Origin of the sequence: Pseudomonas sp. CG7 (genome assembly GCF_023701885.1) — a bacterium.
In the GTDB taxonomy this organism is placed as follows: Bacteria; Pseudomonadota; Gammaproteobacteria; order Pseudomonadales; family Pseudomonadaceae; genus Aquipseudomonas; species Aquipseudomonas zanjanensis.
Map to the genome: position 1 here is coordinate 1 of NZ_JABAEE010000100.1, position 18990 is coordinate 18990.

At 61.5% G+C, this 18990-nt stretch carries 17 protein-coding genes and 1 pseudogene; 8 read left to right on the top strand and 10 right to left on the bottom strand.

What is annotated here, in order from left to right; translation table 11 throughout:
- Nucleotides 1–212: 212 nt before the first annotated feature.
- From hmgA to maiA, 3 genes are read left to right on the top strand one after another with little or no spacing between them, the layout of a single operon-like run.
- A complete protein-coding gene (hmgA, locus tag HGO40_RS27215) occupies nucleotides 213–1517 on the top strand; it encodes a homogentisate 1,2-dioxygenase (RefSeq protein ID WP_250965555.1) in 1305 nt (434 codons plus the stop codon).
- A 2-nt stretch (nucleotides 1518–1519) separates the two neighbouring features.
- On the top strand, nucleotides 1520–2818 hold the full coding sequence (fahA, locus tag HGO40_RS27220) for a fumarylacetoacetase (RefSeq protein WP_250965556.1): 1299 nt from the start codon (nucleotides 1520–1522) through the stop codon (nucleotides 2816–2818).
- 8 nt (nucleotides 2819–2826) lie between these two features.
- Nucleotides 2827–3465 (top strand): maleylacetoacetate isomerase, encoded by a 639-nt coding sequence (gene maiA / locus HGO40_RS27225; RefSeq protein ID WP_250965557.1) that lies wholly within the window; start codon nucleotides 2827–2829, stop codon nucleotides 3463–3465.
- 124 nt (nucleotides 3466–3589) lie between these two features.
- Here the strand turns inward: maiA and HGO40_RS27230 are convergent, their stop codons facing one another.
- Nucleotides 3590–4393, bottom strand: a complete 804-nt coding sequence (locus HGO40_RS27230) for a SirB1 family protein (RefSeq protein WP_250965558.1) — start codon at nucleotides 4391–4393, stop codon at nucleotides 3590–3592.
- A 187-nt stretch (nucleotides 4394–4580) separates the two neighbouring features.
- Between HGO40_RS27230 and HGO40_RS27235 the strand changes: the two genes are divergently transcribed.
- Nucleotides 4581–5600, top strand: coding sequence for a Glu/Leu/Phe/Val dehydrogenase family protein (locus tag HGO40_RS27235; RefSeq protein ID WP_186705070.1), 1020 nt, complete (start codon nucleotides 4581–4583; stop codon nucleotides 5598–5600).
- A 227-nt stretch (nucleotides 5601–5827) separates the two neighbouring features.
- Here the strand turns inward: HGO40_RS27235 and glyA are convergent, their stop codons facing one another.
- The 5 genes from glyA to HGO40_RS27260 all read right to left on the bottom strand — a co-directional run bounded on the left by glyA (nucleotide 5828) and on the right by HGO40_RS27260 (nucleotide 11261).
- Nucleotides 5828–7066, bottom strand: a complete 1239-nt coding sequence (glyA, locus tag HGO40_RS27240) for a serine hydroxymethyltransferase (RefSeq protein WP_250965559.1) — start codon at nucleotides 7064–7066, stop codon at nucleotides 5828–5830.
- An 11-nt stretch (nucleotides 7067–7077) separates the two neighbouring features.
- Entirely contained in the window at nucleotides 7078–8331 is a 1254-nt protein-coding gene (thrC, locus tag HGO40_RS27245; protein ID WP_250965560.1) for a threonine synthase, read from the bottom strand.
- 96 nt (nucleotides 8332–8427) lie between these two features.
- Nucleotides 8428–8859 carry a Rid family detoxifying hydrolase gene (locus HGO40_RS27250; protein WP_250965561.1) on the bottom strand — a complete coding sequence of 144 codons (432 nt, stop codon included), beginning with the start codon at nucleotides 8857–8859 and terminating at the stop codon, nucleotides 8428–8430.
- A gap of 27 nt (nucleotides 8860–8886) precedes the next feature.
- Entirely contained in the window at nucleotides 8887–10059 is a 1173-nt protein-coding gene (locus tag HGO40_RS27255) for an NAD(P)/FAD-dependent oxidoreductase (RefSeq protein ID WP_250965562.1), read from the bottom strand.
- Complete coding sequence (locus tag HGO40_RS27260) at nucleotides 10056–11261, bottom strand: benzoate/H(+) symporter BenE family transporter (RefSeq protein WP_250965563.1); 1206 nt, start codon at nucleotides 11259–11261, stop codon at nucleotides 10056–10058. Before HGO40_RS27260 ends, HGO40_RS27255 begins: the two co-directional genes overlap by 4 nt.
- A gap of 341 nt (nucleotides 11262–11602) precedes the next feature.
- On the opposite strand from HGO40_RS27260, the gene HGO40_RS27265 reads away from it, so the two are divergent.
- A complete protein-coding gene (locus HGO40_RS27265) occupies nucleotides 11603–12994 on the top strand; it encodes an aminotransferase-like domain-containing protein (protein WP_250965564.1) in 1392 nt (463 codons plus the stop codon).
- A gap of 66 nt (nucleotides 12995–13060) precedes the next feature.
- On the opposite strand, the gene HGO40_RS27270 is transcribed toward HGO40_RS27265, so the two are convergent.
- Nucleotides 13061–13321 (bottom strand): YebG family protein, encoded by a 261-nt coding sequence (locus HGO40_RS27270; RefSeq protein WP_003205410.1) that lies wholly within the window; start codon nucleotides 13319–13321, stop codon nucleotides 13061–13063.
- Nucleotides 13322–13657: 336 nt separating this feature from the next.
- Between HGO40_RS27270 and HGO40_RS27275 the strand changes: the two genes are divergently transcribed.
- Nucleotides 13658–14158 carry a phosphate-starvation-inducible protein PsiE gene (locus HGO40_RS27275; RefSeq protein WP_053125067.1) on the top strand — a complete coding sequence of 167 codons (501 nt, stop codon included), beginning with the start codon at nucleotides 13658–13660 and terminating at the stop codon, nucleotides 14156–14158.
- On the opposite strand, the gene HGO40_RS27280 is transcribed toward HGO40_RS27275, so the two are convergent.
- Nucleotides 14155–14472 carry a DUF3509 domain-containing protein gene (locus HGO40_RS27280; RefSeq protein WP_250965565.1) on the bottom strand — a complete coding sequence of 106 codons (318 nt, stop codon included), beginning with the start codon at nucleotides 14470–14472 and terminating at the stop codon, nucleotides 14155–14157. The two genes, HGO40_RS27275 and HGO40_RS27280, sit on opposite strands and share 4 nt — an antisense overlap.
- Nucleotides 14473–14968: 496 nt before the next feature.
- Here HGO40_RS27280 and HGO40_RS27285 point away from each other — a divergent pair, with 496 nt between their 5' ends.
- Entirely contained in the window at nucleotides 14969–15379 is a 411-nt protein-coding gene (locus HGO40_RS27285) for an HPF/RaiA family ribosome-associated protein (protein WP_250965566.1), read from the top strand.
- Nucleotides 15380–15698: 319 nt separating this feature from the next.
- Here HGO40_RS27285 and HGO40_RS27290 read toward each other — a convergent pair whose 3' ends face one another.
- The gene (locus HGO40_RS27290; protein WP_250965567.1) at nucleotides 15699–16574 is read right to left on the bottom strand and encodes a helix-turn-helix domain-containing protein; all 876 of its coding nucleotides are present in this window, start codon (nucleotides 16572–16574) and stop codon (nucleotides 15699–15701) included.
- A 136-nt stretch (nucleotides 16575–16710) separates the two neighbouring features.
- Here HGO40_RS27290 and HGO40_RS27295 point away from each other — a divergent pair, with 136 nt between their 5' ends.
- Complete coding sequence (locus HGO40_RS27295; protein ID WP_250965568.1) at nucleotides 16711–17613, top strand: DMT family transporter; 903 nt, start codon at nucleotides 16711–16713, stop codon at nucleotides 17611–17613.
- Nucleotides 17614–17767: 154 nt separating this feature from the next.
- Here HGO40_RS27295 and HGO40_RS27300 read toward each other — a convergent pair.
- Nucleotides 17768–18739 (bottom strand): annotated as a pseudogene (locus HGO40_RS27300) (2-hydroxyacid dehydrogenase).
- Between the last annotated feature and the right edge of the window lie 251 nt (nucleotides 18740–18990).

Consider the following 18990-nt stretch of genomic DNA (forward strand, 5'->3'; position numbering starts at 1 on the left):
CTTCGCGCCCCAGCGGGAGCAAGCTCCCTCGCCACAGGGTTACTGCCGGGCTTTATTTCGCTTAACTGATCGGCATTGGGGCGAATGGGCGTCTTTATAGCTTGACGGTCGCCGTCGAGCAAATTACGTTATGCGTAATTGAATTACGATAAAAATAACCCGGTGCGCCTCAACTCCTCCGTTGAGTGACGGCCGCATCCCCAGGAGGCTCCATGAACCTCGATTCCACCGCGTCGGACCTGGTTTATCAATCAGGCTTGGGCAACGAATTTGCCAGCGAAGCCTTGCCCGGCGCCTTGCCCGTCGGCCAGAACTCCCCGCAGAAAGCCCCGTACGGTCTCTATGCCGAGTTGTTTTCTGGCACGGCGTTCACCATGGCCCGCAGCGAAGCGCGGCGCACTTGGATGTATCGCATCCGACCGTCGGCCAACCATCCGGCCTTCACCAAGCTCGAACGGCAGTTGGCGGGAGGCCCATTGGGCGAAGTCACCCCCAACCGCCTGCGCTGGAACCCGCTGGACATTCCGGCCGAGCCCACCGACTTCATCGACGGGCTGGTGCGCATGGCGGCCAATGCCGGCGCGGATAAACCGGCGGGCGTCAGCCTTTATCACTACCGGGCCAACCGCTCCATGGAGCGGGTGTTTTTTAATGCCGACGGTGAGTGGCTGATCGTGCCGCAACTGGGGCGGCTGCGGATCGCTACGGAGCTGGGCGTGCTGGAACTGGCACCGCTGGAAATCGCCGTGCTGCCCCGGGGCCTGAAGTTTCGCGTTGAACTGCTCGACCCCCAGGCCCGTGGCTACCTCGCCGAAAACCATGGTGCGCCGTTGCGTCTGCCGGACCTCGGGCCCATCGGCAGCAACGGCCTGGCGAACCCGCGGGACTTCCTGACGCCGGTCGCCCATTACGAGAACCTCGCGCAACCGACCACCTTGGTGCAGAAATTCCTCGGTGAGTTGTGGGTGTGCGAGCTGGATCACTCGCCCCTCGATGTGGTGGCCTGGCACGGCAACAATGTGCCGTACAAATATGACCTGCGCCGATTCAACACCATTGGTACGGTCAGCTTCGATCACCCTGACCCGTCGATTTTCACCGTGCTGACCTCGCCCACGAGTGTCCACGGCCTGGCCAACCTCGATTTCGTGATCTTCCCGCCACGCTGGATGGTGGCGGAAAACACCTTCCGTCCACCGTGGTTCCACCGCAACCTGATGAACGAATTCATGGGCCTGATCCAGGGTGCCTACGACGCCAAGGCCGAAGGTTTCCTGCCGGGCGGTGCGTCCCTGCACAGTTGCATGAGCGCCCATGGCCCGGACGGCGAAACCTGTACCAAGGCGATCAACGCTGATCTTCAGCCAGCGAAAATCGACAACACCATGGCGTTCATGTTCGAGACCAGCCAAGTGCTGCGCCCAAGTCGCTTCGCCCTGGACTGCCCGCAACTGCAAACCGACTACGATGCTTGTTGGGCTTCGCTGCCTGTCACGTTCGCCCCGACCCGGAGATAACCATGACTCAACTTTCCCCTGCCCGTAGCTGGGTCGCCAGCGCCAACGGCCACGCCGACTTCCCGTTGCAGAACCTGCCATTGGGTGTCTTCAGCGTCGATGGCGGTGCCCTGCGCAGCGGCGTGGCGATTGGCGAGCGGATTTTCGATCTGCAGGCGGCGCTGCACGCGGGCCTGTTTGACGGTGCGGCCCGACAAGCCGTAGAGGCCATGGCCGACGGCCAATTGAATGGATTTTTCGACCTGGGCCGCAGCGCCCGGGTGGCCCTGCGTGAACGGCTGCTGGAACTGTTGCGCGAAGACAGTCCGTTGCGTGGCAAGGTTGAAGCGGCGAAGCTGCTGCTCGTCGCCGCCGACTGCCAGATGCACCTGCCCGCCAGGATCATCGACTACACCGACTTCTACGTCGGTATCGAACACGCCCAGAATGTCGGCAAACTGTTCCGCCCCGATAACCCGCTATTGCCCAACTACAAATACGTGCCTATCGGCTACCACGGTCGCGCCTCGACCATTCGCCCGTCCGGCACCGACGTGCGCCGCCCCAAGGGCCAGACCCTGCCGGCTGGCCAGGCCGAACCGACCTTAGGCCCGTGCGCGCGGCTGGACTATGAGCTGGAGCTGGGCATCTGGATCGGCAAGGGCAATGCCCTGGGCGAACCGATCCCCATTGGCGATGCCGCCGAGCACATTGGCGGATTCTGCCTGCTCAACGACTGGTCGGCCCGGGACATCCAGGCGTGGGAATACCAGCCCCTGGGGCCGTTCCTGTCGAAGAGTTTCCTGACCAGCATTTCGCCGTGGGTGGTGACGGCTGAAGCCTTGGAGCCGTTCCGCCGCCCACAGCCGGCGCGCCCGGAAGGCGATCCGCAACCGCTGCCCTATCTGCTGGACACCCGTGACCAGGCCGGCGGTGCCCTCGACATCGAACTGGAAGTTCTATTGCTGACCGAGGCAATGGTCGAGCAGAACCTGCCGGCTCAGCGCCTGACGTTGAGCAACACCCGATACATGTACTGGACCGTGGCGCAGATGATCGCGCATCACAGCGTCAACGGCTGCCAGTTGCAGGCCGGCGACCTGTTTGGCTCGGGCACCTTGTCTGGGCCTGAAAGCCATCAATTCGGCAGCCTGCTGGAAATCACCGAAGGCGGGAAAAAACCAATCGAACTGGCATCTGGCGAAGTGCGCCGATTCCTCGAGGACGGTGACGAAATCATCTTGCGCGCCCGTTGCCGCCGCGAAGGTTTCGCTTCCATCGGTTTCGGCGAATGCCGGGGCAAGATCCTGCCGGCGCGTTGAGGGCAGCCATGGAACTCTATACCTACTACCGCTCCACCTCGTCCTACAGGGTGCGCATTGCGTTGGCCCTCAAGGGCCTGGATTACCAGGCCTTGCCCGTCAACCTGATCGCTGCGCCGGGGGGCGAGCATTGCCAGCCGGCCTACCTGGCGATCAACCCCCAGGGGCGGGTGCCGGCGCTACGTACCGATGAGGGCGCGTTGCTGGTGCAATCACCCGCCATCATCGAATACCTGGAGGAGCGTTATCCCCAGGTGCCGCTGCTCAGCGCCGACCTGGCGGTACGCGCCCACGAGCGTGGCGTCGCCGCGCTGATCGGTTGCGACATTCATCCCCTGCACAACGTCAGCGTGCTCAACCGGCTGCGGCAGTGGGGCCACGATGAAACGCAGGTGGCGGAGTGGATCGGACATTGGATCAGCCAAGGATTGGCGGCGGTGGAGCAACTGGTTGGCGACGACGGCTATTGCTTCGGCGCGCTGCCGGGATTGGCGGATGTGTTCCTGATCCCGCAGTTGTACGCCGCCGAGCGGTTCAATGTTTCCTTGCAGGAATATCCGCGGATCCGGCGCGTGGCGGCGTTGGCGGCAGGGCATCCGGCGTTCCAGCAGGCGCACCCGGCGAATCAGCCGGATACACCCACTTGATATTGATGTTGGCTGGTCTGCCGCTATCGCGAGCAAGCTCGCTCCCACAGTTGATCAATTGTGGGAGCGAGCTTGCTCGCGATGACGATTCAACTGCCACAAAAATGTGCAGCCTCACGACAACTCAATGCACCACCGAATTCGGCGGCAAATGCCCCAGCCGCTCCGTCAGCCGGATTCGCTGGATCGGATCGTCACTGAGCATCAGCGCATGCTCCAAGTCGAAGCGTTCGGCGTTGGGGCAATCGAGCCGCTGGTACAGGCTGGCGCGGGCCAGGTAGTCGGCGGCGCTGGCGTTACCCAGTTCCAGCACCCGTTCGGCGTCGATCAGGGCCGCGATGTAGTCGTCGTTCGCCAGATGCAGTTGGCGCAGGGTGCGCGACAGGCGCTGCAGCATCTGCATCGGCTCGGCGTTGACCAAGTGCTCGGCCTTGAGCGACATGTTCGCGCCGTATTGGCGCTGGAGCAGTTCCCGGCAGTCATTGGGGTACAACCGGCGGCCACCGCATGGGTCGAGCAGGTGGTCGGCCCCAGGTACCTTCAACAGGAAATGCCCGGGGAAATTGACACCGACCATCGGAATTTCCAGGCCGCGAGCCAACTCCAGGGCAATCAGCCCGAGGGCCAGGGGCTGCCCGCGTTTGCGCGCCAGGACTTTATCCAACAGCGCCGCTCGCGGCCGCAGGGGTGTGAAGTCGTCCTGGGCGAAACCCAGGTCGTTGAGCCGTCGTAGCAGAGGCTGGCCCAGCTCGCTGACAGGCAGCATCGGCAGGTCATGGCTGACCCGCTGTTGCAGTTCCTTGAATTCCTTCAGCAAGGTCGGAACGATGACGTCGCGAGCATGTTCGGCAGCGATCCACAACGCCGCTTCGAACAACGCCGGCGGCGAGCGGTGCAGGCAATCAAAAAAGGCTTGGCGCGGTTTCATCGAACTCTCCGGGCTATGCTCCCGTTTTAGCCCTGCCATGGATTTTCGTCCAGTCTCCAACAGATGCTGTGACAGGTTATGCCGAAAAAGACTGACCACCCAGGCGACTTATTCCGGCGTGCTCCAGCAATTTTCGACTGCACGCCTATACTGGCGAAACAAACAAAAGTGATTCGGGAGCCTTACGATGTTTGCTCTCATGCAAAGCTCCCGCCTTGAATCGCTGCACCTAAGCGTAGACCCGACAACCGGGTTGAAGGCGGTGATTGCCATTCATTGCAGCCGTCCCGGGCCTGCCCTGGGAGGCTGTCGTTATCTTGCCTACCCCGACGACGAAAGTGCCGTGGCGGACGCCGTGCGCCTGGCCCAAGGCATGAGCTACAAGGCAGCGCTGGCTGGTTTGCCCGTGGGCGGCGGGGTGGCGGTGATCATGCGACCGGCCCATGTGGAGAGTCGGGCGGCCTTGTTCGAAGCCTTTGGTCGTTGCATCGAGCAATTGGACGGGCGCTACATCACGGCCATCGACAGCGGCACGTCGGTGGCCGACATGGATTGCATCGCCCAGCAGACCCGCCATGTCACTAGCACCACCGCCGCGGGAGACCCCGCGCCCCACGCGGCAATGGGTGTCTTTGCCGGCATCCGTGCCACCGCCATGGCTCGCCTGGGCAGCGATAACCTCGAAAGCCTGCGGGTGGCGATCCAGGGCCTGGGCAATGTCGGTTATGCCCTGGCCGAACAGCTGCATGCGGCGGGGGCCGAATTGCTGGTCAGCGATATCGACCCTGGCAAGGTGCAACTGGCCATGGAGCAACTGGGCGCCCATCCGATCGCCAACGACGCGCTGCTCAGCACCCCCTGCGACATCCTCGCCCCTTGCGGCCTGGGCGGGGTACTCAACAGCCAAAGCGTGGCGCAACTGCGCTGCTCGGCCGTTGCCGGCTCGGCCCACAATCAGTTGAGCAACCTGCAGGTGGCCGATCAGTTGGAAAGACGCGGGATTCTCTATGCGCCGGACTATGTGATCAACTCGGGCGGGCTGATCTACGTCGCCCTCAAGCATCGTGGTGAAGAGCTGCCGACGATCACCGCGCACCTGTCGAAGATCGGGGCAAGGCTCACGGAAGTCTTCGCCCATGCCCAGGCGGAAAAGCGCTCACCGGCCCGGGTGGCCGATGAACTGGCGGAGCGCCTGTTGTACCGCTGAAAATCAAACCGTGGCGAGCTTTACTGCAAATCCAAGTGTGGGAGCGAGCTTGCTCGCGATAGCGGTGCGCCAGTCAATGAAGGTGTTGAATGTACGGCCGCCATCGCGAGCAAGCTCGCTCCCACAGGTTTTTCTAGCGCTCACAGACTGATCATTTCAGGCGAACACTCCCTCGCCACGGTGTGTGTTCGCCTCTCTATGCGCTTTGTGCTGCCCTTATCCAGCCATCACCTCAGCAGGTACACCGGAAAGCATTCACATAAATGCATCACTCGGCGCCGGGTGTTATCCAGGCGTGCGGCGTTGTTCGGCTGTTCCAGCAGGTCGGCGATCAGGTTCGCCACTTCGGCACATTCCGCTTCACCAAAACCGCGTGTGGTCAGGGCTGGGGTGCCGATGCGAATGCCGCTGGTGATCGCCGGTTTCTGCGGGTCATTGGGGATCGCGTTTTTGTTCAGGGTGATATGGGCGCTTTCCAGCAGTGCCTCGGCATCTTTGCCGGTGATGTTCATCGAGCGCAGGTCAAGCAGGAACATGTGGCAGTCGGTACCGCCGGACACCACCCGCAAGCCACGCCGGGTCAGGACGTCGGCCATGACCCGGGCGTTATCGACCACCCGCTGCTGGTAATGCTTGAACCCGTCGCCCAAGGCTTCGTTGAAAGCCACGGCCTTGGCGGCGATGACGTGCATCAGCGGGCCGCCCTGATACACCGGGAAAATCGTCTTGTCGAGCAGGGCGGCGTATTGCGCCTTGGCCAGGATCAGGCCGCCGCGGGGGCCGCGCAAAGTCTTGTGGGTAGTGGAAGTGATGAAGTCGGCGATGCCCACCGGCGAGGGGTACACGCCGGCGGCGATCAACCCGGCGTAGTGCGCCATGTCCACCATCAGGTAGGCGCCGATTTCATCGCAGACCTTGCGAAAGCGCTGGAAGTCAATGGTCCGCGAATAGGCCGAGGCTCCAGCAATGATCATCTTTGGCCGGTGTTCCCGGGCCAGGGCTTCCATCTCTTCGTAGTCGAGGGTTTCGGTTTCCGCGTCCAGGCCATAGGGAAAGGCCCGGTAGATTTTGCCGGAAAAATTCACCGAGGCGCCGTGGGTCAGGTGGCCGCCGTGGGCCAGTGACATGCCCAGGATCGTGTCGCCGGGTTCCAGCACCGCCAGGAAAACCGCCTGGTTGGCCTGGGAGCCGGAATGCGGCTGCACGTTGACGTATTCGCAGTTGAACAATTTGCGCGCACGCTCGATGGCCAGGTTCTCGATTTCATCGACGACCTTGCAGCCGCCGTAGTAACGCTTGCCCGGATAGCCTTCGGCGTACTTATTGGTGAGCACGGAACCCTGGGCCTGGAGCACTTCTTCGCTGACGTAGTTTTCCGAAGCGATCAGTTCCAGGTGGGTTTCCTGGCGGTTGCGCTCGCGGTCGATCAGGCGGGCAACGGCGGGATCGAAATTTTGCAGACTCATGGTGTGATTCCTTAGATAAACGCTTCGGCCAGCGGCGCAGTCATGGGATGCGGCAACACCCGCGGCTGGCTTTTGGACGAGTCGGACAGAAAAATGGAGGTGTCTTTCAAACCGCTGCCGGTGATCAGGATCACGGCGGTTTGCGGGGTGACGGGGTGTGTTTCTGCGTATTTGAGCAGGCCGGCGAAGGCACTGGCGGCGCCGGCTTCCGGAAACACGCCGGTGCTGGCGGCCAATCGAGAGGCGGCGGCGACAATGCTTGGGTCGCTGACGCAGATGAACTCGCCGTCGCTGGCGGTCACCGCACGCATGGCCTTGAGGCGATCACGTGGCAATGCCACGTTAATGCTGCTGGCCAGGCTGGTGGGCGGCAGGCGTTCGGTTTGTCGCATCGAGCGGTCGTAGCGCCAGGCGCGGTACATGAAGTTGCTGTGCTCGGCCTGAACGCCGATCAGGCGCGGAATGCGTTCGATCCAGCCCAGTTGCAGCAGGTCGAAAAAGCCTTTGTAGACCGAGCCCAGGATGCAGCCGTTGCCGACGGGCACGAACACCAGGTCCGGCACCTGCCAGTTGAGCTGTTCGCACATCTCGAAGGCGACGGTCTTCTTGCCTTCGCTCATGTACGAGTTGATCCCGGTGGTGCGGTTGTACCAGCCGTGTTTTTCGCAGGCGTCGAGGCATTGTTCGAAGGCTTCGTCGTATTGCCCGTCGACCAGCACGATCTCGGCGCCGTAGCCCTGCATCTGCGCGAGCTTTTCCCGGGGCGCGCTCTTGGGCAGGTAAATGACGTTGTGCAAGCCCAGGCTGGCGCTCATCCCCGCCAATGCCGAAGCCGCATTGCCGGTGCTGGCCACCGCCACGGTGCGCGCACCGGATTGCATGGCGTGGGCCACCGCCAGCGCGCTGGCGCGATCCTTCAATGACCCGGTCGGTTGCCGCGATTCGTCTTTTACGTAGACTTTGATCCGGGCACCTTTGCCGAGCAATTCCGGGCGCGAGTACAGCGGCGTATTGCCCACCAGTAACGGGGGAATGAACTGCGTCGAGCTCAACGGCATCAAGCGGTCATAGCGCCACATGCCACGGGCGTGGTCATGGGCCAGGCTGTCCCGGGACCATTCGCGCTTGAGTGTGGGGTAGTCGTAAAGCGCATCCAGGGCACCATCGATTTGGCAATGAGGACAGTAGTAGCTGACCTCATGGGGCTGGTAGCTTCGATCGCAAGCCAGGCACTGCAAGACATACGCTCTGTACGAATTTTTCATGGTCACCCTCTGAAACTACGCTGTGCTGGTGCTTTCCTTGCCAACGTCGGTCCGGCGCACCGGACCGACGTTGGCACTCCGCTGGCAGAAGGTGTTTCAGATCACCATGATGGCGTCGATGGCGACCAGGGTATTGCGGGCCAGCGCACTGGCGCCGGCGGTGGTGCGGGCCGGGTACGGCTTGGTGAAATATTCTTCCATCACGCGGTTGAGGGTCGGGAACTCACTCAGGTCGGTAATGAACGCCGTGACCTTGACCACGTTCGCCAGGGTGCCGCCTGCCGCTTCGGCCATTTGCACCAGGTTGTCGAGGGTCTGGCGCAGTTGGCCTTCGAAATCCTTGGCCAGCACTTCGTTGTTCAGCGCCGAGACCGGGGTCTGCGCCGACAGGTAGATGGTCTGCCCGTGGCTGACCTTGATGCCCTGGGAATAGGTGCCCAGCGGTAGCGGCGCCTTGTCGGTGAAAATGACGTTCTCTTCGCCCAGGAAAGGTTTGGCGGCGGACTGGATGTGAGCGGTGGTTTGCATAGGGACGTTCCTTGTTAAGTGGATGGGTTAGTGCAAATCGGCAACCTGCTTGACGGCCAGGCTGGAAAATTCCTCGTCGCGACAACGGGCTGGGGAAAAGTGCTGGTAGTTGAGTTGCAGCGCCGCCAGGTCGACCGGTAGGGCGATGCCCAGCGCCGCATGACTGCATAGGCGGGCAATGGCGGGCGCGGCCTGGATGCCGTAGCCACCGAGGGCGGCGAGCCAGATAAAACTTTCTTGCTGTGGGTCTTGGCCGAGCACCGGCGAGCGGTCGGCGACGAAGGTGCGCAGGCCCGCCCATTTGTTGATGATCGAGCGGGGGCGCAGGCGCGTGGTGTTTTGCAGGCGATCCATGGTGATGGCCAGGTCGAGCTCTTCCGGTAACGCGTCGCAGGGCAACGATGGGCTTTCATCGCAGGGCGAGACGATCAGTCGCCCGGCTTCAGGCTTGATGAAAATGTCCTCGTCCACCGTGCCCAGGTAGGGCGTGTGGTGCACGTCGCACTGTGGATCGACCGCTAGCACGGTGCGCCGCAACGGCCGGACACCGACCTTGGGCACGCCGCAGCGCTCGGCGAACTCATCGGCCCAGGCACCGGCGGCGTTGACCACAATGGCGCTTTGCAGCTGCTGGCCGTCCCGGGTGTGCAAGCGCCAATGCCCGTCGCGATATTCGCCACGCAGCACTTCGGTCTCGCGCTTGACCACGCCACCGCGGGCACGCAACCCGCTGAGGTAGGCACCGTGAATGCCGTGCACATCCAGGTCGAAGGCGCTGGGCTCGTAGATCCCGGCGCTCCAGGTGCCTTCGGCGAGGTAGGGGACCAGTTCCTGTACTTGCTTGTCGTCGAGCAACTCGGCCGTAGGCACTTGGCCCAATACGGCGCTGAAACGCGCTTTGAGTTTGTCCACCCGTGCCGCCTGGGCCACGATCAACGCGCCCCGTGGCGCCCAGAGTGGATGCTCGGCCAGACCCTCGGGCGGGTTCTCGAAGAAGCGCCGGGACGCGCAGGTCAGCGAACGGATCTGCTGGTTGCCGTAGCTTTCCATCGAGATCGCGGCCGAACGCCCCGTGGTGTGGTAGGCCAGTTGTTGTTCCTGTTCGAGCAGGCAGACGCTGCCATGGGCCGCCAGTTCATAAGCGACGGAGACGCCGGCGATGCCGCCACCGACCACAATGAAGTCGTAACGAGCAGTCATGGTCGGCTGCCCTCGGCGATAGCGGTGGCTTTGCTTTCCCGGGTGTAGGTCAGCACGAAATGCGCCACGAGACCGAAGATCAGCCCCCAGAACGCGGCGGCCAAGCCGAGGAAACTCATGCCCGAAGCGGTGACCAGAAAGGTGATCAGCGCGGCTTCCCGCTGTTTCTCGTCGGCCATGGCGCCGGTCAGCCCGGCACTGATCGCGCCAATCAGGGCGAGGCCGGCGAGGGAGGCGATCAACTCTTTCGGCAGTGCGGAAAACACCGAGGCCAGGGTCGCCCCGAAAGTGCCCAACAGGATGTAGAACACCCCGCAGGCAATCCCGGCGATGTAGCGTTTGTCGCGATCCTCGTGGGCTTCGCGACCGGTGCAGATCGCGGCGGTAATGGCCGCCAGGTTAAGACCGTGGGACCCGAACGGGGCCATCAGGGCCGAGCCAATCGCGGTGACCGAAATGATTGAGCGCGCCGGTGTGTTGTAGCCCGAGGTGCGCAATACGGCCATGCCGGGCACGTACTGGCCGGTCAAGGTCACCAGCGCCAATGGAAGGCCGATGTTGATGATTGCGTGCCAGCTCCATTCCGGTGCGATGAAGACCGGATGAGCCACGGCGATGGTGATCGAGTTGCTGTTGAGTTCTCCGAACGAGGCGGCCACCGCGCAGCCGATGATCAGCACCGACAGGATGGCGTAGCGTGGCGAGAATCGCTTGAAGACCAGGTACGCCGCGATCATCGCCAGCACCATCGCCGGCTGAAGCTTGATCGACGTGAACAGCTCGGCGCCGAAGCGAAACAGGATGCCGGCGAGCATGGCGGCGGCAATGGCCTTGGGCAGGCGGCTCATCAATTTGGCGAACGCCCCGGACAAACCCACCACGGCGATGATCACCGACGCCACCACATAGGCTCCGATGGCCTGGGGCAGGGTCACGGTGGGCAGCATTGACACCAGCAGCGCCGCCCCCGGTGTGGACCATGCGGTGATGACCGGGACACGCAGGCGCCAGCTCAAGAGGAGGCCGGTAATCCCGCTGCCGATGGAAATGGCCCAGATCCACGAAGACACCACGTCGTTGGGCAGGTGCGCTTCCTTGGCTGCCTGGAACACGATGATGAGCGGGCCGGCGTAGGAAATGATCACGGCGATGAAGCCCGCGATGACCGCTGACAGGGATAGATCCTTTCTGAATGTGTCCATGATGTCTCGACTTGGCGCGGCAGGAGCGCGCAGTGGGGGATTGAGTCGATTGCTTCGATTCGCAATCAGTGTATTTGAATGGATTGAGTTGATTCAATAGGGGGCGTGATTGTTACGAGATATTTTTCTGCTATCACGGGGCGATTTTGCAATTTATTGCAGATAGTTGATTGATTTATATGAATATTATTTGTTGTAAAATTTCTTTAAGCCATGCTTATAAACAATTCAATAATCGTATCAATCGACTCAATGGATCGAATGCGTCGAATTATTAGTTGCCTAACCTCCATGTGATATGCTCGGATATTCATCATTTCTACGATGGGCAGTGATCATTCATGTGGGTTCCCCAGCTAAGCGAGTTCAGCCAGCCGATGTATCTGTCGATTGCCGATGCGTTGGCGCGCGATATCAACAACGGCGTACTGAACGAGGGTGATCGCCTGCCGACGTTGCGGGAGCTGGCCACCACCTTGAATGTCACGCCGGGCACCATCAGCCGGGCGTACAGCGAAGCTCATCGACGTCGGCGGGTGCAGGGGGAAGGGGGACGTGGCACTTATGTGCTCAACCAGAAGCAGCTGGAGCTGCCGGCCAGTAACAGCGCGTCCGCGCCGCTGAACCTGGGGCAGTCCGAACTGCTCGACCTTTCGATCATCAAGCCCTATAGCGAGACGCTGGAGTACTGGTTGCGCGGCGCGCTGGTGGGCATGGCCAAAAGCACTGATTTCGCGCGCGCGCTCGACTACGCGCCGGACGGCGGCCACCCGGCCCATCGCGAGGCGGGGGCGCAGTGGTTGCGTCATTCATTGCCCGACGCGCAATGGCAGCAAGTGGTGATTACCGCCGGGGCCCAGCATGGCTTGATGGTCGCGATGAGCGCCCTGACCAACGCTGGCGACCTGGTGCTCTGCGAGGCGCTGTGCTACCCGGGGATCATTTCCCTGGCCCACGGTCTTGAGCGTCGCCTGCGTGGCGTGCCGATGGATGACGAAGGCATCATTCCCGAGGCCTTGCGCGAGCTGTGCCTGCGGGAGAAGCCGGCGATGCTGGTCTGCGTGGCGACCTGCCAGAACCCGACGGCGGCGATCATGTCGCAGAAGCGTCGGGCCCAGATTGCCGCGCTGGCTGAGGAATTCGACTTCATCATCCTGGACGATGACATCTACGGCTTCCTGGCCACCGATCCGTCGATCAAACCCCTGTCGGCCTTTGCGCCGGATCGCTCGGTTTACCTGACCAGCCTGTCGAAATCGGTCATGCCGGCGCTGCGCATTGGTTACATCTACAGTCCGCCGAAATTGCTGTCGCGCCTGACCTCGATGGTGCGCAGCAGTGTGTGGATGCCGTCGCCGTTGACGGCGCAACTGGCCAGCAATGTGATTACCGAAGGCCTGGACACGAAATTGATCCGCATCCAGCGCAACGAGGCGGCGGGGCGACAAGCGATCGCCCGGGAAATCTTCGCCAATTTCGAACTCAAGACCCAGCCGTATTCCTATCACGTCTGGTTGACGCTGCCCGAGCCTTGGACAAGCGACGAGTTCACCATGCTCGCCCGGGCCAACGGCGTATTGGTGCTCAGTGGTACCCAGTTCCAGGCGGAGCGTTCAGGCACCACCCGGTGCGTGCGGTTGGTGCTGATGTCGCCCACCAGCCAGGACGAACTGCGCTTCGCACTAACCAAGTTGGCCAGCCTGATCGATTCAGATCCGCGTCGTTATTATTAAAAAAGATCGCAGCCCTCGGCAGCGCCTACGCGGTGTAGGCGCTGCCGAGGGCTGCGATCTTTTTGGTTATTCGTCCGACGGGTTGAGCAGTTCGGACAAGGCGTCCGGCTGGCTCTTGAATGCCTTGGCGAACACATCGCGATTTTTCGCCATGTAGATCCCGGCTTCCTCGACCTGTTGCTCGCTTAGCGATGGAACGGCTTTTTGCAACACTTCGGCCAGCAATTCGGCGAGTTCCAGCATTTTGTCATGACGGTCAGCTTCGGCTTTATCCATGAACAAGCGCTCCAGATCTCGGCTGCTGCGGTATACCACTTCGACGGCCATTCACCACCTCACATGCCTTCACATTGGTTTGTCTTTGCGACTACTGTATTTATATACAGGCAAAAGAATAAGCGAATCCTCTTGCTTTGGATAGTGGCTTTTTAATGTAGACCTAATTCAGCATGTGAGCGCAAAGCTGATGTGGACAAAGCTTGAGTGGGAGCAAGCCTTGTGGGCGCAAAGCTTGCTCGCGATCAGGTCGCATGAAGCTTCCAAAGTGCCCCGTGCCAGCCTATCGCCATCTCACCCTCACTCGCTGGCCTTTTTTCTGCATGCAGAACAACCGTCACGTCCAACCCGCATCATCCGGTCGAACCGACCTAAGGAAACTACATCGTGAAAATCAACTGGGCCGAGAACCTGCGCCAGAACGTCCATCAACTGGCCGAGTCCCTGGGAAACCTCTTCGTCGAGACCTTCCACTACCTGGCGCTATTCGCCATCGGTGCGGTGACCGCGTGGGCGGCGGTGATGGAGTTCTTGCAGATGCTCGAGGCGGGGCACATCAAGATCGATGACATCCTGCTGCTGTTCATCTACCTGGAATTGGGGGCGATGGTCGGGATCTACTTCAAGACCAACCACATGCCGGTGCGATTCCTGATCTACGTGGCGATCACCGCGCTGACGCGGTTGCTGATTTCCAACGTTTCCCACCACAGCCCGCCCGACCTGGGAATCATCTACTTGTGCGGTGGCATCTTGCTGCTGGCGTTTTCGATCCTGGTGGTGCGCTACGCTTCGTCGCAGTTCCCCTCGGTGAAGATCGAGCACCCGCACCGCAAGGTTGGCGCGGGTTCCAGCGAGCATGCCGAAGTGGAGAAAGGCGAAATCTAGATCCCGGCGGCCGAGGGCGCCGGCCCCTGTGCATGCGGCGGTGGCAGCTTGATGTGGTCACCGCCGGTCATGGCTTCGAGGATGGCCACGGCGCTGTGGCCCTGCTCGATGGCGATGCCGAACTGAATGCTTTGCACCAGGCGTTTGAGCCGCTCCGGGTCGTTGCGCTGCTGGGCGCTGATCATGCGTTTGGCGACGATGCGCCCGCTCTTGGACAGGGTCAGCATGATGCTGCCATCCAGTCCCTGGATACTCAGGTTGATTTGATAATGCGGCGCAAAAGCGTCGGTAATGATTTGAAAAGGGTTGTCCATGATGCGTCACCGCCTGATTGAACGTGCAGTTGTTGACCGGCCGTGATCGGGATTAGTTCGCAACACCGGACCATCGGCCATTCCATGATCGTGTTCATCTGAAGGTTCCTGGGCCAGGCAGGCTTCAACATCAAGGATCGCAGCCTGCGGCAGCTCCTACAGGGCGTTAGCAAGGGGCATGCCGGAAAAAACGTCGGACAATGATCCCGGTGCCCAAACGCCAAACGCTCTGGAATGCGGCTGCCCGTTTCGGGGCAATAACGTGCGGATGTTCGTTGACGGTGCAGGCGCGGAGGTGAATTGCAGCGGGTAGGCAGGGCGGGGCAACTCCCGACATTAACAGCGCTTTTGCCCGTTGTCCGGCTTTATTTGCATATGAATATTTATCTTTTTTTAGGGCTTGAATTGTTCTTCCGCCAGCCCGACTCTGTATTCAAGGGGCCGTTGCGCTAATGTCGACGGCCCCCGGCGAGCTAGCTGAAATAAGGGATGAACTATGCAAATCCAAGTCAACAGCGATAACCATATTCAAAGCAGCATCCGACTGGAGGAGTGGGTACGTACTACCATCGAAAGCACGCTCGAACGTTACGAAGAAGACCTGACACGGGTCGAGGTCCATTTGCGCGATGAGAACGGCGACAAGCCCGGCCCTCATGACCTGCGTTGCCAGCTTGAAGCACGGCCAAAGGGCCATCAGCCGATTTCCGTGACCCATAAGGCCGATTCGCTGGAACTGGCGATTGAAGGTGCAGCCACCAAACTTGAAAGTGCACTGGAGCAGTTGTTCGGCAAACTGCGCGGCAAGCGCGCCGCCACCAAAGGCCCGGCCGACTCGATTGCCCTGGCTGATGCCATGCTGGAAGAAGAATTCCTGGAGAACGAGCGGGCCGCACTCAACGGCTAAGCACGATCACTTAAAAATACTCACCGAACAAACGGGCCTGCAATCGCAGGCCCGTTTCGTTTTCAGCGATCCGATGGGGTTGGCAAGCTTGCTCCACAAAAGGGGGGGCACGGTGAATGAGTATTTGTGAGCGCCCTGAAATCCCTGTGGGAGCGGGCTTGCTCGCGAAAGCGGTGGGTCAGCTTACAGGGTTATCGAATGTCCTTACGCCATCGCGAGCAAGCTCGCTCCCACAAAGGGATTTGCGGTGAATGAAGATTTTGTGAGCGCCCTGGATCCCCTGTGGGAGCGAGCTTGCTCGCGATGACGACAGTCGGGGCTAGCGCAAAAACGCCAGCCGATACTCTCCGGGCGTCGCGCCCAAGGCCTGGCGAAAGCGGTGGGTGAAATGACTGGCGCTGGCAAACCCGCAGGCCAGCGCCACGTCGCCCAGCGGTTGGGAAGTGTTGCGCAACAAATGCCGCGCGCGGGCCAGGCGCCGGGCCAGTACATATTGATGGGGTGGCAGCCCGAAACTTTCGCGGAACATCCGCGCAAAGTGATATTCGGACAACGCACACAGCGCCGCCAATTGCCCGAGGCTGATGGCCTCGGCCAGATGGCTGTCGACGTAATCCACCAGCAACCGTCGCTGGTGAGCAGCCAAGCCGCCCTTGAGGCGAAGCCCCTGGCGCTGGCCGACCTGGCTGAGCAGCAAGTGGTTGAGCAGGTCATGGGCCAGGCTGGTGGTCAGCAGGCGTTCGCCGGGTTCGTCCCAGTTCAGTGCGATCAACTGGCGAAAGCGCTGGGCCTGTTGCGGGTCGTCGAGGAACGTTTCCTCGTGCAGTTGCACTTGCCGGGGCTCGCGGTCCAACAGGGTGATGCAGCCAAGGGCAAATTGTTCCGCGCTGAAGTACAGGTGGGCGAGGCGGATGTCGCCATTGATGACCCAGGCGGACTCATGCCCGGCCGGCAAGATGCAAAGTTTGTCCGGTGCGCCTGTGGTATCGGGCCGTTCACGACGGAACGTGCCGGTGCCCCCCGCGATGTAGCACGACAGCGTATGGTGCGTCGGCGCCTCGTAGTCCCGGGCGTCGTGGTGATTGGTCCACAAAGCGGCCGCCATGCCGTCTCCGAGCTCGGCACTGTGCTCCAGGCGAGCGTTGGGCGAGCTGTTGAGGGCTTGGAAGACTTGTAGGGTCTGCAGTGTGGACATGATCGGTTCTCCAACGTTTGCATCCTACTCCGTAGACCGTTCCCTGCCAGCCCATCGCTCATAAAAACCGCAAGTTTACGCAAGCGACGGCCAAGCATCGGCGTGACACTGGGGGCCATTGCCAGGAGTCACCGTCATGAACCTCTCGTTGTACCTGCTCACCGTGCTCATTTGGGGCACCACCTGGATCGCCCTGAAACTGCAGTTGGGTGTCGTCGCCATCCCGGTGTCGATCGTTTATCGCTTTGGCCTCGCGGCATTGATCCTGTTTGCCATGCTCTTGCTCAGCCGGCGCTTGCAGGTGATGAACCGGCGGGGCCACTTGATTTGCGTTGCCCAGGGCCTGTGCCTGTTCTGCATCAATTTCATGTGCTTCCTGACCGCCAGCCAATGGATCCCCAGTGGTTTGGTCGCCGTGGTGTTTTCCACCGCCACGCTCTGGAACGCCCTCAATGCCCGGGTTTTCTTCGGTCAACGGAGTGCCCGTAACGTATTGCTGGGCGGCGCCTTGGGGCTGTTCGGGCTGGCGTTGTTGTTCTGGCCGGAGCTGGCCGGTCACAGCGCGAGCCCGCAAACGGTGCTCGGCTTGGCGTTGGCGCTGCTGGGGACGTTGTGTTTTTCAGCGGGCAACATGCTCTCGAGCCTGCAACAGAAGGCCGGCCTCAAGCCGTTGACGACCAACGCCTGGGGCATGGCTTACGGGGCGGCGATGTTGTCGGTGTGGTGTCTGTTCCAAGGCATCCCGTTCGATATGGAATGGAATGCACGTTATGTCGGCTCGCTGCTGTATCTGGTGATCCCGGGTTCGGTCATCGGCTTTACCGCCTACTTGACGCTAGTGGGGCGCATGGGGCCGGAGCGGGCGGCGTATTGCACCGTGCTGTTCCCGGTGGTGGCGTTGAACGTCTCGGCGTTTGTCGAGGGCTACCAGTGGACGGCGCCGGCATTGGTGGGGTTGGTGCTGGTGATGCTGGGGAACGTGTTGGTGTTTCGCAAGCCCCGGCCAGTAGCCGTGAAAGTCGCGCTGGGTGCCCGATGAGAGCCGTCTGGCGATAGCTCCTGTCGCGAGGGAGCTTGCTCCCGCTGGGTTGCGAAGCGACCCCAAGGTGTATCTGCCACCACGGTGCATCAGATAAACCGCAAGGGGCTGCTGCGCAGCCCAGCGGGAGCAAGCTCCCTCGCCACAGTGTGTTTTATTTCCAGACTTGTGGGTTGACCAGGTTCTTCGGTCGCTCGCCCAGCAAGGCACTGCGCAAGTTATCCACAGCAAGGTTGGCCATGGCCTCACGGGTCTCGTGGGTGGCGGAGCCGATATGGGGCAGGGTCACGGCGTTTTTCAGCTGGAACAGCGGCGATTCGGCCAGAGGTTCTTTCTCGTAGACATCCAGCCCGGCACCGCGGATGCGACCGTTCTGCAAGGCTTCGACCAGCGCTGGCTCATCCACCACCGGGCCACGGGAAATGTTGACCAGGATGGCGCTTGGCTTCATCAGCCCCAGTTCACGCTGGCCGATCAAATGGCGGGTCTTCTCGCTCAATGGCACCACGAGGCAGACGAAATCGGCTTCGGCCAGCAACTGGTCCAGTTCGCGAAATTGTGCGCCCAATTGGTTTTCCAGCTCGGTCTTGCGGCTGTTGCCGCTGTACAGGATCGGCATGTTGAACCCCAACCGGCCACGCCGGGCAATAGCCGCGCCGATGTTGCCCATGCCGACGATGCCCAAGGTCTTGCCATGTACGTCGCTGCCGAACAGTTGCGGCCCGACGGTCGCTGGCCATTGCCCGGCCTTGGTCCAGGCGTCCAGTTCGGCCACGCGCCGGGCGCTGCTCATCAGCAGGGCGAAGGCCAGGTCGGCGGTGCTTTAGGTGAGCACGTCGGGGGTATTGGTGAGCATGATCCCGCGCTCGTTGAAGTAGGCCAGGTCGTAGGTGTCGTAGCCCACCGACACGCTGGAGACCACCTGCAGGTTCGTGGCGCTCTGCAGTTGCTCGCGGCCGAGCTTGCGACCGACACCAATCAGCCCATGGACGTGGGGCAAGGCTTCGTTGAACTGCGCGTTGATGTCGCCGTTCGACGGGTTGGGGACGATCACCTCGAAGTCCTGGCGCAGGCGCTCGATCATGGGAGGTGTGATACGGCTGAAGGCAAGTACGGTTTTTTTCATCGTGCAAGGCTCATCTGCAGGGAATACCAAGCACGCTAACATTCCTGGCGCGGGTTAGGCGAGAGGGGGTGGTGTAATCGCAGCACCACAAGTCCCCTTGTGGGAGCGAGCTTGCTCGCGATAGCGGTGTATCAGGCGCCGATAGGCTGGCAGATAAATCGCTATCGCGAGCAAGCTCGCTTGTATGGTAGGACTTGAAGGGAGGAGGAGGGACAAGGCTCGATTCTGACTGTTCGCGCAGTACAGACCGT

Bases quoted from the DNA above. Each gene is read 5' to 3' on its own strand.
- hmgA (WP_250965555.1), top strand. From the start codon at position 213: ATGAACCTCGATTCCACCGCGTCGGACCTGGTTTATCAATCAGGCTTG.
- fahA (WP_250965556.1), top strand. From the start codon at position 1,520: ATGACTCAACTTTCCCCTGCCCGTAGCTGGGTCGCCAGCGCCAACGGC.
- maiA (WP_250965557.1), top strand. From the start codon at position 2,827: ATGGAACTCTATACCTACTACCGCTCCACCTCGTCCTACAGGGTGCGC.
- HGO40_RS27230 (WP_250965558.1), bottom strand. From the start codon at position 4,393: ATGAAACCGCGCCAAGCCTTTTTTGATTGCCTGCACCGCTCGCCGCCG.
- HGO40_RS27235 (WP_186705070.1), top strand. From the start codon at position 4,581: ATGTTTGCTCTCATGCAAAGCTCCCGCCTTGAATCGCTGCACCTAAGC.
- glyA (WP_250965559.1), bottom strand. From the start codon at position 7,066: ATGAGTCTGCAAAATTTCGATCCCGCCGTTGCCCGCCTGATCGACCGC.
- thrC (WP_250965560.1), bottom strand. From the start codon at position 8,331: ATGAAAAATTCGTACAGAGCGTATGTCTTGCAGTGCCTGGCTTGCGAT.
- HGO40_RS27250 (WP_250965561.1), bottom strand. From the start codon at position 8,859: ATGCAAACCACCGCTCACATCCAGTCCGCCGCCAAACCTTTCCTGGGC.
- HGO40_RS27255 (WP_250965562.1), bottom strand. From the start codon at position 10,059: ATGACTGCTCGTTACGACTTCATTGTGGTCGGTGGCGGCATCGCCGGC.
- HGO40_RS27260 (WP_250965563.1), bottom strand. From the start codon at position 11,261: ATGGACACATTCAGAAAGGATCTATCCCTGTCAGCGGTCATCGCGGGC.
- HGO40_RS27265 (WP_250965564.1), top strand. From the start codon at position 11,603: ATGTGGGTTCCCCAGCTAAGCGAGTTCAGCCAGCCGATGTATCTGTCG.
- HGO40_RS27270 (WP_003205410.1), bottom strand. From the start codon at position 13,321: ATGGCCGTCGAAGTGGTATACCGCAGCAGCCGAGATCTGGAGCGCTTG.
- HGO40_RS27280 (WP_250965565.1), bottom strand. From the start codon at position 14,472: ATGGACAACCCTTTTCAAATCATTACCGACGCTTTTGCGCCGCATTAT.
- HGO40_RS27285 (WP_250965566.1), top strand. From the start codon at position 14,969: ATGCAAATCCAAGTCAACAGCGATAACCATATTCAAAGCAGCATCCGA.
- HGO40_RS27290 (WP_250965567.1), bottom strand. From the start codon at position 16,574: ATGTCCACACTGCAGACCCTACAAGTCTTCCAAGCCCTCAACAGCTCG.
- HGO40_RS27295 (WP_250965568.1), top strand. From the start codon at position 16,711: ATGAACCTCTCGTTGTACCTGCTCACCGTGCTCATTTGGGGCACCACC.